This is a genomic window from Tunturiibacter empetritectus (assembly GCF_014201375.1).
GTDB lineage: Bacteria > Acidobacteriota > Terriglobia > Terriglobales > Acidobacteriaceae > Edaphobacter > Edaphobacter lichenicola_D.
This window is the reverse complement of sequence record NZ_JACHDZ010000004.1, coordinates 172,220-185,435: the sequence shown is the minus strand read 5'-3', so window position 1 is coordinate 185,435 and position 13,216 is coordinate 172,220. Positions and strand designations below refer to the sequence as shown.

Annotated in this window: 10 protein-coding genes; 7 read left to right on the top strand and 3 right to left on the bottom strand. The window is 60.5% G+C overall.

Annotated features, from left to right (window positions below; genetic code table 11):
* The first annotated feature begins 94 nt into the window (after window positions 1–94).
* From HDF10_RS12885 to HDF10_RS12870, 4 genes are all read left to right on the top strand, one after another.
* Window positions 95–1,297 (top strand): hypothetical protein, encoded by a 1,203-nt coding sequence (locus HDF10_RS12885; protein WP_183814041.1) that lies wholly within the window; start codon window positions 95–97, stop codon window positions 1,295–1,297.
* A 321-nt stretch (window positions 1,298–1,618) separates the two neighbouring features.
* Window positions 1,619–3,382, top strand: coding sequence for a L,D-transpeptidase family protein (locus tag HDF10_RS12880; RefSeq protein ID WP_183814039.1), 1,764 nt, complete (start codon window positions 1,619–1,621; stop codon window positions 3,380–3,382).
* A gap of 58 nt (window positions 3,383–3,440) precedes the next feature.
* Window positions 3,441–4,076: a YdeI/OmpD-associated family protein gene (locus tag HDF10_RS12875; RefSeq protein WP_183814037.1), complete on the top strand. Its 636-nt coding sequence runs from the start codon at window positions 3,441–3,443 to the stop codon at window positions 4,074–4,076.
* 173 nt (window positions 4,077–4,249) lie between these two features.
* Window positions 4,250–5,374: an A/G-specific adenine glycosylase gene (locus tag HDF10_RS12870; RefSeq protein ID WP_311732750.1), complete on the top strand. Its 1,125-nt coding sequence runs from the start codon at window positions 4,250–4,252 to the stop codon at window positions 5,372–5,374.
* 19 nt (window positions 5,375–5,393) lie between these two features.
* Here the strand turns inward: HDF10_RS12870 and HDF10_RS12865 are convergent, their stop codons facing one another.
* Complete coding sequence (locus tag HDF10_RS12865; protein ID WP_183814033.1) at window positions 5,394–6,230, bottom strand: helix-turn-helix domain-containing protein; 837 nt, start codon at window positions 6,228–6,230, stop codon at window positions 5,394–5,396.
* Window positions 6,231–6,455: 225 nt separating this feature from the next.
* On the opposite strand from HDF10_RS12865, the gene HDF10_RS12860 reads away from it, so the two are divergent.
* The 3 genes from HDF10_RS12860 to HDF10_RS12850 all read left to right on the top strand — a co-directional run bounded on the left by HDF10_RS12860 (window position 6,456) and on the right by HDF10_RS12850 (window position 9,672).
* The gene (locus HDF10_RS12860) at window positions 6,456–7,727 is read left to right on the top strand and encodes a fibronectin type III domain-containing protein (RefSeq protein ID WP_183814031.1); all 1,272 of its coding nucleotides are present in this window, start codon (window positions 6,456–6,458) and stop codon (window positions 7,725–7,727) included.
* 8 nt (window positions 7,728–7,735) lie between these two features.
* Window positions 7,736–8,596 (top strand): fumarylacetoacetate hydrolase family protein, encoded by an 861-nt coding sequence (locus tag HDF10_RS12855; RefSeq protein WP_260177869.1) that lies wholly within the window; start codon window positions 7,736–7,738, stop codon window positions 8,594–8,596.
* 77 nt (window positions 8,597–8,673) lie between these two features.
* The gene (locus tag HDF10_RS12850; RefSeq protein WP_183814029.1) at window positions 8,674–9,672 is read left to right on the top strand and encodes a transaldolase; all 999 of its coding nucleotides are present in this window, start codon (window positions 8,674–8,676) and stop codon (window positions 9,670–9,672) included.
* 274 nt (window positions 9,673–9,946) lie between these two features.
* Here HDF10_RS12850 and HDF10_RS12845 read toward each other — a convergent pair whose 3' ends face one another.
* Both HDF10_RS12845 and HDF10_RS12840 read right to left on the bottom strand, forming a co-directional pair.
* The gene (locus HDF10_RS12845) at window positions 9,947–11,269 is read right to left on the bottom strand and encodes a GGDEF domain-containing protein (RefSeq protein WP_183814027.1); all 1,323 of its coding nucleotides are present in this window, start codon (window positions 11,267–11,269) and stop codon (window positions 9,947–9,949) included.
* A 934-nt stretch (window positions 11,270–12,203) separates the two neighbouring features.
* The gene (locus tag HDF10_RS12840; protein WP_260177868.1) at window positions 12,204–13,211 is read right to left on the bottom strand and encodes a hypothetical protein; all 1,008 of its coding nucleotides are present in this window, start codon (window positions 13,209–13,211) and stop codon (window positions 12,204–12,206) included.
* Window positions 13,212–13,216 lie beyond the last annotated feature (5 nt).

The window sequence follows — 13,216 nt, the reverse complement described above, 5'->3', positions numbered from 1 at the left end:
TCACGCGGCAAAGTGCACGCCAGTTGCACCCGGACAACCGGATGCGAGATCAGACTCGAAAGAAAGATAAAGGCCGGCATACCTCAGAATGGGAATGAAGCTCCCCCGCATCAAGTTCGGACGACCGCAGCAGTTGGCTGCGCTGCTGTTGCTGGTCTTTCTCGCCGAGTGCCTCTGGGTCGTCAGCCGACAGCAGCTCTCGCAACAGGACTATCGCTACGCTGAGTGCGGCCGCGAGATGTGGGAGCGCCCCTCGCCGCTGGCCGGCTACTTCACCACCTGCGGCAATCTCAACGGCGACGGCACCTTCGCCTATCGCGTAGCTGGCCTTCCACTCACAGTACAGCGGCTGGTGATGCTCGGCGCGGACAAGATTCGTAAGCCTGAGAACCGGCTCTACACACAGGGTTCGCTGAACGGCTCGACGTGGGAGGCGCGGCACGAGCTCTTCAGCGTCAAATATCTTCTGCATCTGCCTTTCCTCTTCTTCGCGATCTGGCTTGGCGGCGGCCTTTGGTGGGTCTCGCGCAGGCTCTTCGGCAACGAAGGCGGATTCTTCGCGCTCGGGCTCTACTGCTTCTGTCCTGCAATCGTCCGGTCCGCCGTAACACCCAACAACGAAGTTCTGGCGATGTGGGGACTCTATGGCCTTGTCTACACCGCGATGGGGGTCGCCCATGCGATGCAGGGGCCGCGCCGTAAATGGCGGCCGCGAATCGCGCTGCTCACTCTTTCCCTCGGACTCACCGCCGCTGCGCATCTGCTCGCAGCGATCATCGGCTTTGTCATGGCGGTCGTTTGGATGATGTATCTCGCGGAGCGCCGGCGCAGCTACGTCATGCAGATTCTCGTCTTCGCGGCCGTCGGCGCACTGGCGATCCTCTTCGCGTCTTATGCCTTCCGCCTCGCGCCGTTCAGCTACATCTTCACCGGCGGCGGAGCGCGTCTCTGGTTTTCGCTTGATGGAGCAAAACGCTTCTTCCTCAGCCCCGCGAATGCACCCATCGTCGTAGCGACGCTCGTGGCGCTCCTGCTCTACGTCTCCACCCGGCGCTGCCGCTACTTTGGCAACACCGCGCCGCTCGTCATGATTCTGCTGCTCTTTCCGTTGGTCACTACGCAGACGGTATCGCAACCCTGGCTGTGGGCGCTGCCATTTCTCTTCACCTTCGTCGGCGGAGTCTTTGCGGACGTGCTGGAGATGCGCCAGCGCAGGATGTTTCTCGTGCTCTCCGGTGCAATCCTCTTCATGCAGGCGATTCTCTGCCTCTCGCTGCTACCGGAGATCGCGCGTTAGAAGCCATGTCCTGCCGGACGGGCTCCCTGCGCGGGAGGCGATCACTTCGTGATGGGTGTACCCCTTCGGTTGGCGCTCCCGTTGGTCGCGAGGATGTTGATTCCGACCAACGGGAGGACCACGCGAAGCTCTAAAAAGGAGTGTGAACGCCCGCTCCGCGCGCAGCGGGCCCGTCCGGCAGGACCGGCAGTCGCGAAGCCGAACTGTATCCGCATCGCCACTGTTCGCCCGGCCGATTTGCGCGGAATTGTCCGGAGATACGGCATAATGGGTCCGCACCCTTATAAATTTGCTGCGCCCTGAAGGATGGTCTCGTCCGTAATGATGAAAGTCTCTCTCCGCACCGCCTGCACCGCATCTGCTCTTACGGTTTTGCTGCTGGTGGGCGGATGCCACCGTCACCGCAAGTCGAAGTCACAACCCAACACGACGGCGTACGCGGACAAGCTGCACGAGATGGTTGAGAAAAAAGTGCTGCCGCCCGAAAAGGTCGACACCACCAAGGTTCCCAACCTGCGCTGGCCGAACTTCTCCGACTACCAATCCATCGTGGCCACCTTCTACGACGACCGCAACTACGAGGTCGCCTGGACTCGCGACGGAGCACCCACCGTCTCAGCAAAGGGTTTCATTCAGGCATTCCAGGACGCCGCGACGAAGGGTCTGATCCCAGAAGACTACGACGCACCTCGCTGGGCCGACCGCGTTCAGGCCCTCAACAGCAAATCCGAAGACGCCATCTCCCTCTTCGACGTGGCGATGACGGTCAACGTGATGCGCTACATCTCCGATCTGCGCATAGGCCGCGTCAATCCATCGCACTTCAACTTCGAAATCCCCGTACAGGACAAGAAGTACGACCTCGCCGAGTTCGTCTCCGACAACGCCGTAGACGCCACCGACGTGCCGAAGCTCATCTTCGGAGTCGAACCTGACTCCGAAGAATATCGCCAGACCGAAGCTGCACTGGCACACTACATGAACCTCGCCAAACTGCAGTCGCAGGCAAACGAAGAGCCGCTCCCGACAGTGACCAAGGCTGTTTCAGTTGGAGGCACCTATCCGGGAGAGAGCGCGCTAGTGACCCGGCTTCGACTTGAAGGTGACCTGCCAGCGCCAGGCGACCCCGTACCACCGATGCCCATAACATTCGATGCCACACTCTCTGATGCCGTCAAGCACTATCAGCATCGCCACGGTTTAACCGAAGACGGCAAGCTCACGCCGCAGACGATCAAGTCGCTCAACGTCCCGATGGACTTCCGCGTAGCCCAGCTACAGGATTCTCTCGAGCGCTGGCGGTGGCTCCCCGAGCCCTACCTCCACGCCCGCCTGATGGTCAACCTGCCGGAGTTCGTTCTGCGCGGCTATGACCCCGACCACAAGCTCGACTTCACCATGCGCGTCGTCGTCGGCAAAGTGATGGGCCAGCACGAAACCCCCGTCTTCACGCACATGATGAAGTACCTCGTCTTCCGCCCCTACTGGAGCGTCCCGGTCGATATCGCCCGCAAGGAGCTGGTGCCGCACATCGCATCCAACCACGGCTACCTCGCCAGCAAAAACTTTGAGGTCACCAACAACAAGGGCATCGTCCAAACCGACTACACCGCCCATCAGGTGGCACAGGGCGCCGTGATGGTCCGCGAGAAGCCCGGCCCCAAGAACTCCCTCGGCCTGGTCAAGTTCATCTTCCCCAACCAGTACGACATCTACCTCCACTCCACCCCGGCCGTCTCGCTCTTCGAGCAGACCCGCCGCGACTTCAGCCACGGTTGCATCCGCGTCCAGAAGCCCGCCGACCTCGCCGCCTGGGTTCTCCAGGGCCAGGGCGACTGGGATTTCGACAAGGTGCAGGAGGCGATGAACAGCGGCCCGGATAACAAGACCGTCAGCCTCAAGACGCCTCTCCCGATCGTCATCTTCTATCTCACCGCTATCGTCGAGGACGACAGCGAGGTTCACTTTTTCGACGACATCTACAACTACGACACCGAGATGCAGAAGGTCTTCTCCAAGGGGCCGCCGTACCCGGTCAAACCCGAACCCATCGTGCCCAAAACCAAGGAGGGCGAGACGGTCTAACACCGTGTAAGGTCGAGCACCGTGTAAACTGCTGTCCTCGAAAACAGGGAGAGAAAGCATGCCAGCTGCAAACTTCAACCCCCGGGTAGACATGTACGTCGCGAAGTCGAAGCCCTTCGCGCAGCCAATCCTGGAGCATCTACGCTGCCTCATCCACAAAGCCTGTCCCAACGTCGAAGAGAGCATCAAGTGGAGCATGCCGTTCTTCGAGTATGGCGGCGTCAACCTCGGTAACATGGCGGCATTCAAAGAGCACTGCAGCTTCGGCTTCTGGGGCAAAGAGATCGGCGCAGTATTAGACGAGGCAGGCATCGTCCAGCGGGGCGGCATGGGCACGCTTGGCCGCATCACCACCGTCAAGGACCTGCCCTCCGACAAGCAGATGCTCTCCCTCATCCGCCAGGCCACCGGCTTCATCGACCGTGGCGAGTACACCAGCCCTATGGCAGGCAGAAACAAAGTGGTAAAGCCTCCAAAGGCTGCGGTCGAAGCCCCGGAGGAGCTCGCCGCCGCCCTGAAGAAGAACCAAAAGGCCGCCGCAGTCTTCGCAGCCTTCAGCCCGAGCTGCAAGCGCGAGTATACCGAGTGGATCGCCGACGCCAAACGCCCCGAGACACGCGAAAGACGCGTCGCCACTGCAATCGAGTGGATTGCCGAGGGCAAGCAGCGCAACTGGAAGTATCAAAACTGCTAGCCGCTGTATCAGAACTGCTAGCGGCTCTGCCCGGTCTGTTCTTCGCCTCTATCTCCATGAACGCACTGTGGGGTATCTGCTCGACTAAATTTTCAGTATGCATCCTTCCACGAAGCTATAGACTTGCAGCGATGTCTTCCCTACCCAGGCCAGCGATCATCAACGAAGATCGAGTGCATCCCAGAAGCACACCTCTCGACGCCGCCCTCTTCCGGCGAAGGCTGATGAGCTGGTACCGTACCCACGCACGCGAGCTCCCCTGGCGCCACGTCAGCGATCCCTACCGCACCTGGCTCTCCGAGGTCATGCTGCAGCAGACACGCGTCGCCGCCGTCGTCGAGCACTACCAGAGCTTTCTCCGGCGCTTCCCCACCATCCTCGCTCTCGCGCTCGCACCCGAGGCTGAAGTTCTCGCCCTGTGGTCGGGCCTTGGCTACTACCGCCGGGCGCGTATGCTGCACAAGGCTGCGAAGTTCCTCATCGAAGAGCGTGGTGGCATCCTGCCCGGCACCGCCGCGGAGCTGCGCACTCTCCCCGGCATCGGCGAGTACACCAGCGCCGCCATCGCCAGCATTGCCTTCGGAGAAAGTATTGCCGTTGTTGACGGCAACGTGGAACGCGTCCTGTTGCGCCTCACCGGAAGGCCGGAGCAGAGAGACGCCGCCGGCCGTGCCTTCGTCCAGCAACAGGCCACTGCCCTTGTGCCGAACCGGCGCATCGGCGAACAGACCAACGCCGCCGGCGATCACAACCAGGCCATGATGGAGCTCGGCGCAACCATCTGTCTGCCCAAGGCTCCGCTCTGTCTTCATTGCCCTGTCTATGCGATGTGCAAGACCCGCGGTGAGCACCTCACACCGCCTCGCGTCGCGCAGCTTAGCCGTCCTGCCGCGTACCTGCTCAGCCTGCGAAAGCGCGGCACCCTCACCGAAGTTCTCCTCGAGCTACGCGCCGAAGAAGCCAGCCTGATGCCGAATATGTACGAGCTGCCGCCGCTGCCGCAGGATGCAGTCCAGGGCCGCGAACCTCTGCTGCGCCTGCGCCACGCCATCACCAACACGAACTACTATGTGCAGGTCTACGCCGCCAGTGGACCGCAGGACCGCGGCCTGCGCCGTGCCGTTCCCGCCGCAAAGGGCGATCTGCACTGGGTCCCGACCAGCAGGCTGAACTCCAGGCCGCTCACTGGGCTGGCTCGCAAAGTGCTTCAACGCCTCGATGTCATGAGGGTCAATCTTCCAAAGCTGCCGGCAGTAGCGAAGCTACCGGCGGCAAAGACGATCTCGTCGGCCCGCTAAGCAAACTCCTCCGCGAATCCTAGTGCATCTGCGGAGAAGCCTTCTTGGCAGATGCGGCAGCAGCCTGCGACAGCATCGAGCCCGGAATGCCCCGAACCTTGCCGTTGGCTGTTGAATTCACCGACCGCGCTCCACTCCCAAGCTGCATCAGCAGCGGATGCTGCAGCGTCACGATCACAGCCGTCGCCGCTGTCTTGCCCGTGCACATGTAGCTGTGGGTCGTGTTCGCGTCAAAGTAGATCGCGTCCCCTGCCTCCACATGATGAACCGCCTCGCCATGCCGCACAGCGAGCGTACCCGAGAGCAGGTAAAGAAACTCGCAGCCAACGTGCTGGTGTGCGCGCGGCAAACGGCCCTCCTTCTCCGGCAGAAACTCCGCGAAGTAAGGGTCAAGCTGGCGATCGGGAACCAAATAACCCAAGCTCTCGAAGAAGTAGGCAGGATCGTCGGCCCCGGTCTGCGGCAGGCGCACCCGCTCGTCCCGGCGATGCACCCGGAACAGCGTCTGCGGCTCAGGATCGAAGAAGTAGCTCAGGTCTTTCGAGAACACCATCGCAATGCGCGCCAGATTGCGCAGTGTCGGCACCACGCGCCCCGTCTCCAACTGCGACAGAAAGCTGGCCGACAGTCCTGTGTGGCGGCCCAGTTCGACCAGGCCCATCGACTTCTTCAGCCGCAGGTGCTTGATGCGCTCCCCAATGCGCTTTTCGGCGATGAACGACTCGGCGGCCTCCCCATCGATCTGCAGGTGGCGAACGCCTATCGACCGCCTTGCCTCGCTGCCTGGAATCAGGCTGTCAGTTAGAGCGGGAATCTCAGCGGGGGGTAGAAGGGGGGAGGAGATAGTTTTGCTCATAGATTTTATTCGCTACACCAACAGACGTTGATACCCAGTCAAAAGATGTACGGATGGCCTCATTTCTTGGATTGGATGCAGGTTTTTAATCTGCACACGGCGCTCTTCGAAAAAAGATCTGTTACGAAGCGCCAGTCCAGATCCCGCGCCGGACCCCCACGCTCTCCGACCCTCCGGTCTATCGAACTCGACACTCTAGCCTATGACCTATGATGGTCACAGACCATGAAGTCTCTGCTCATCCCCAGCCGTTCGCAGACTTGGCGATGGCTCCCCCTCGCAGCCGCCGCGCTGCCGATCGTCTTCGCCCTGGGTTGCGCCAGTCCCGGCCCGCCCCATGCCCCCTCCCTCAATCTGCCCGAGGTCGCAAAGGACCTCACCGCCGAAAGAGTCGGCGACAGCGTCATACTTCATTGGACGACCCCTGAGAAGACTACCGATCACCTTGCAATCAAAGGCATAATCACCGCGGAGATCTGCCGCACCTCTCTCCCGGCGCCCGCTTCTACTCCCGCCTGCACCGTGGTGAAGCGTCTCCCGGTGAAAAGTGGACCGAGCCACGCCGAAGAGGTTCTTCCTAGCTCGTTGATGGCAGATCCGCCCTCGCTCCTCGCCTACAAGGTCCAGCTCTTCAACCCCCACAACCGCTCCGCAGGCTCTTCCGCCGAAGCCTTCGCCGCCGCCGGCGCCGCCCCCCCGCCAGTCGAGCAGCTCCGCGCAACGTCCGTCCGGGCGGGCATTCAGCTCGAGTGGCAGCAGCCGAAAGGGGTTACCACAGGCTACTCGCAGGTCCCAGGAAACTCGCAGGTCCAGCTGGACCGCCATCTGGTCTCGCCCTCCACGGGGACTCCAACTTCCACCCCAGCAAATGCAGCCTCCTCCACCACACCGAAGCCTGCACTGCGAAGCAAATCCAGAAAGGTCTCGCCTCCCTCCGCCTTCTCCTCCGCCAAGCCTCAGGCGACACCATCAACCTCGCCGAAGACCCTGGACGAAGTGAAGCTGGAGACTCCAAAACAAGCAGCAGACGCAGGCGGCACCATCGACCAGACCACCCAGAAGGGCGACAGCTACCAATACACGGCCAGGCGCATTCGCAAGCTCTCCCTCGCCGGCCACTCGCTCGAAGCTCGCAGCGTGGTCTCCGCCCCGGTCACCATCACCATGCTCGACACCTTCCCCCCCGCCATCCCTACCGGCCTAGAAGCCGTACCCGGAGGAGCCACCCCATCCGACCGATCCATCGATCTTTCATGGACCCCCAACACAGATGTCGATCTTGCCGGGTATAGTGTGTATCGACAGGAAGTTAGCTCGACAGGCCAAGTTGCGGGACCAGCAACGCGCCTGAACCCATCCCCGATCGTCGGTCCTGCCTACCGCGATCAAACCGCCATCCCAGGGCATCACTACGCCTATCGCGTCACCGCGGTTGATGCCACAGGTAACGAGAGCGCCCCAAGCGCTGACGTGCAGGAAACATTAAGGGAGCAATAAAAAAACACATGCGTTACTGCAAGTATCTGTCGTCTGAAAACGGCACCTTTCTCCCACGTTATGCCCTGGTCGAGAAGCGAAACGGCATCCTCTGGGCCACGCTTCCCATGCAAGCCCCGCAGGAAGACCTCAACACCCGCATCCTCGGCGGCGTCCCCATCCCCACCCTCGCAGTCGACTTCGACCCCACTCCGCTCGACGACCTGCATCTCCTGCCTCCCGTCACCCCGTCGAAGATCCTCTGCGTAGGCCGTAACTACCGCGACCACGCCGCCGAGCTAGGCAACGAAGTCCCCAAAGAGCCACTTCTCTTCTTCAAGCCGCCCTCCTCGCTGCTCGGCCCCAAAGGCACCATCCGCATGCCCGCCATCTCCAACCGCGTTGATTACGAAGGGGAACTGGGTATCGTCATCGGCCGCCGCTGCTACCGGATCGGTCCCGACGAAGACGTCCGCCCCTACATTCGCGGCTACGTCTGCGTCAACGACATCACCGCCCGCGACATCCAGAAGTCAGACGGCCAGTGGACCCGCGCCAAGGGCTTCGACACCTTCTGCCCCGTCGGCCCCATCGTCTCGGACGAGATCGACCCGGTCGGATTCCCAAACGGACCCGATGCCAAAGCTCCGTCGCCCGTCACCATCACCACCCGGCTCAACGGCGTCGTCAAGCAGCAGGGCAGCACCCGCGATCTCATCTTCCCCATCGCCGACCTGCTCCGCTACATCACCGCCACCATGACCCTCGAGCCCGGCGACCTCATTCCCACAGGAACTCCCGCAGGAGTAGGAGCCGTTCAGCCCGGTGACCGCATCCAAGTGGAAATAGACAGTCTCGGCGTCCTCGAAAATCAATTTGCCGCCGGATAGCCCCCGCCGCGCTCTAACAGACAGCGCAATCGCTCAGAGCTTGATAAAATCTGTACCAACAGCCAAGGAGAACAATTATGGCATCGTTACTCGAACAGCTCCGCGGATACACTACCGTCGTCTCCGATAGCGGAGACTTTAACGCCATCCAGCAGTTCCGCCCACAGGATGCGACGACGAACCCATCTCTGATCGCCGCCGCCGCCGAGAAACCTGAATACCAGTCCGTCGTCGACGACGTGCTCAAGGCAGTACGCAAAGAAGTAGGCCCCAACCTTTCGGACAAAGAAATCGCCGCAGCCTCCTTCCGGCCTCTCGAAGTCGCCTTCGGCCTCAAGATCCTCGACATAGTCCCCGGCCGCGTCTCCACTGAGGTTGACGCCCGCCTCTCCTACGACACCGAGAAGTCTATCGACGAAGCCCACGCCATCATCGCTCTCTATGACAAGGCCGGTATCTCACGCGACCGCGTCCTCATCAAGCTTGCCTCCACCTGGGAGGGAATCCGTGCCGCCGAGATCCTCGAGAAGGAGGGCATCCACTGCAACATGACACTGCTCTTCGGTCTTCACCAGGCCATCGCTGCGGCCGAAGCCAAGGCCACCCTCATCTCGCCCTTCGTCGGACGCATTCTCGACTGGTACAAGAAAGACACCGGCAAGGACTACGCTCCTGCCGATGACCCCGGCGTTCATTCCGTCACCACCGTCTATAACTACTACAAGAAATTTGGCTACAAGACTGTCGTCATGGGCGCGAGCTTCCGCAACATCGGTGAGATTACTGAGCTCGCCGGTTGCGACCTTCTCACCATCGCACCGAAGCTGCTTGACGAGCTTGAAAAAGCCCAGGGCTCGCTGCCGCGCAAGCTCGATCCCGCCAAAGCACAGAGCCTGGACATCAAGAAGATCCCCATGGACAAAGCCACCTTCGACAAGATGCACGCCGAAGATCGCATGGCCACCGACAAGCTGAAGGAAGGCATCGACGGCTTCTCCAAGGCCATCGTCGATCTCGAAGTGATCCTCGAAAAACGTCTCAGCGAGATCAGCGAACCAGCCGCAGCAACTCGCTAATCCTCAACCGATTCAACATTTTTCCCTTTCGGCGGCCTCTAGAGAGGCCGCCGAATTGCGTAGACCACTTGGAGAACTTCCACGGCAACGAGTTGCGCGACGGCCGCGGACATACAGCCGGAGGACATCGGTTTGATTCGCAACCAAAGCAGTTACACAAAAAATGGTTAGCAACCAAAGCAGTCACAAAAAGTTTTGCGGCCGAGAAAAAAGGCCCAAGAAAAAGGGCACAGACCGTTCAAAGTCCTTGCCCTTTGTCTTTCACTCGCTCATCTCACAGTGCTGAAACTCGACCTCTGCCACTCGCCACCGCAGCCATCTGCGAGTCCACCGCCGCCGCAGTTAAGCCACCAATACCCTTGGCCGACTGGGCTCCTGGCCGGTGCTTGGACGCATACATCCTCTGGTCCGCCACCCGCAGCAACCGGATCGCATCCTGCGCATCCTGCGGGTACACCGCCATCCCCACACTCGCCGACACCACCATCTGCTTTCCTTCCACCACCAGAGGCCGCTCCAGCGCTCTGCGAACCGTCTCCATCAGCTGATCCAGTCCCTGCTCCGGCTCCACATCCGCCGCCACAATCACGAACTCATCGCCGCCCAGCCGCGCCAGCGTATCCGACGTCCGCACACCCCGGCGCAGATTCTTCGAAACCTCAAGCAGCACCGCGTCGCCCGCCTGGTGTCCCAACGTGTCGTTGATCTTCTTGAAGCCGTTCAGATCCAGAACGATCAGCGCCAGCCGGTTGCGCGTGCGGTCGGCCCGGTCGATCGCCATCGTCAGCCGGTCGGCAAACAGGCGCCGGTTCGGCAACCCCGTCAACTCATCATGCAGCGCCAGCCATTCGTTGCTCGAGATCTGCTCCTCCAGCATCACCAGGATCATCCCGATCGAGATCAGCGACTTCTGCATATTCCAAATATGCGAGGCAATATCGGCATACGCGCGATACTGCACGATCCACGGATGCAGCAACAGGCACAGCGCCCAGATCGTAAAGCCGGTCACAATCGCCAGTCTGCCCGTGCTTCCCGCCGGCAGCCGCCGCTGGAAGTTCAGCGCCGCGGTCGCGTACACGCAGCACAGGCTCCAGTACACCGCCGCCCGGTAGTCAGAGATGTGGATCAGATATCCCATCGCCATCCACCCGCACACATGCAGCACCGCCGCTATCCAGCTGCGGCGAAGATACAGCGAGCTCGAAACCCCGATCACCATCCCCGCCGCCATGCACGGAAAGAAGACAATCCCCTGATTCAAGTGCAGCCCATACACTGTGCACAGCGCCAGCAGCGGCAGCGTATTCAGCGAGAGGTAAAGCATCCGCGCAGTCTTCGAGACCGGGTAAACTCCCGACGCCCACACAAAGATCATCCCCGTTAGCAGGTAGCAGTCCATTACGACCACATGCAGAATCTTCTGCGGCGGTCCGTTCGGCGCGTAGAACGTATGCGCCGCCGCCTCCACCAGCGTAAAGAACAGGCCCAGCAGCCACAGGTCGGCACGCTCCTGAGGATGCCGTTTGCGCAGCAGCATCAGGATCACAATCAGGATCAACAACGCCAGAAGATCGGGAAGAAAAGCAAAGTTCATCGGGGACCCGGGCATCGTCGCACTTGGATTTGGCCTTGACCCAGAGGCCACGCGGGATGCGTTTATTACCTTGTCCGATGACAGCAACCTGGCCATCACCGTAAAGCCCTGAAACCTTGAAACCCTGAACGAGAACAATAGTCCACAAACCATCGTTCGCGCGATAGCGAATGAGATTTTTACAAAACAAAAATTTATAAGGAACGACAGCCCAGAATGAGAACTCAGCGCAGACCATCCTGCGATGGGCCAACCGCTGCCTGGACCAACTCTACTGAAGACAACGGAAAAGACTACAGACCAAAATACCGGACCCTCCCGCTGGGGTCTTCGCACTAGTCGCATTCACTAAGCGGGGACCCTGATACTCGCCACCTATTCGTCAGCCTTACAGACATTCAAACGCGGTTTGTTGGACAATTATGCGGTATCCGCGACGAATTCATACATAAAAATCCGTCACGCCGAAGCCTCGAGATAACCCCGATAGCCGCCGGATTCTACTCCAGGCTCACCTGACTCAAACCCTTCCATCGGATACGCCACTCCTTCACGCCAGCCTGCTCCGCCAAGACACCAGACTGGCGAAAGAGCGGCAACGCCATAGTAGTGACCTCAATCCAAAGACCGTTACACAACTTCTTCCAGCGAAGGAAGCTTGTCAGTCCACACGTTTTGTCTTGGGCTGATGAAGCCGTATCAAGCTGGCGAAGCTGTATCAAGCTGGCGTATTAGTCTTTGCTGTCATCCTGAGCGCAGTGAAGGATCCCGACGAATGGTCTCGTCCCTTTCCACCGACCTCTTCATGCGTTGGCAAGATGCTGTGCCTCTGGACACGGCATGTCTGTACTCCAGTCGACAGAGTCAACAAAAAAGAAGAGGGCTGGATATCGTCTTCGACCATCCAGCCCTCTCTCGCGTGTGTAACCCGGACTTACCGGTGGCCACCACCGCCGCCGCCGTGGAATCCACCGCCACCACCACCGCCCTGGAATCCACCACCGCCGTGGAAGCCTCCACCTGCGACTGCTGTGCCACGGTAGCCGCCGCTGACGCCACGGAACCCATAGCCGCCACGGTAGCCGTACCCACGCCCATAGAACCCACGGCCATACACAAAGCCGCCGCCATACAGGTAGTACGGCGAGTAGAAGCCGTAGCCGAACGGACTGAAGAACGGCCCACCGCCCGGCAGCCAGTCATATCCGTAGAGATAGGGATCCCATGCCCAACCAGGTGCAAATCCGCCGTAGCCATATTCAGGACCATACCCGGCGTACTGTGCCGCCAGATTAACGTTCGCCTCACCCAGATACTGCGACCGCAGCTGACTCCAGCGATACAGATCATCCTGAGAACGGTCTTTGTTGAAGCTCACAGGCTTTACCGTCTCGCCGACGAGCGTAATCTGCCTGCCGCCCTTCACCTCCACAGGCTTCACCTCGCTCTCAAGATCATTGCCAGGATAGACCGCCGCCTTCCCGTCAAACGTGCGCACCGTATTCGCATCCGCATTGAACTCATATAAGCCGTTCTTCAGGATCTGCGTCTGGCCGCCCTTCTGATCGATCAGGATCATATTCTGCGGGTAGAGCTTGTCCGCCTCTACCTCCGCGCGTCCCTGCTCAACGCTCACCTCGGTGTGGGTCAGGTCGGGCTTGATCATCTTCACCGTACTGTTCTTATCCAGCCGCAGAAACACGCCCGGCGTCAGCAGCATCTCCGCCTTGCCGTCAGCGGTCGCAAGGTACTGACCCGGCTCCACCTCGGCCTGGCCCACAGAGCGCGCCGTCACCTGGCGGCCATCGATCGAAGCCTGACCTTCGACATAGTTGAGTGTTCCTGGGCGGGCTGGGTTCGCGCCTGGCTGCTGAGCAAAGACAGGCGTAAACAGAGTCGCCAGGGAGAGCAGAAGTACCGATTTGAGCCCTGACATTTTCATAAAAC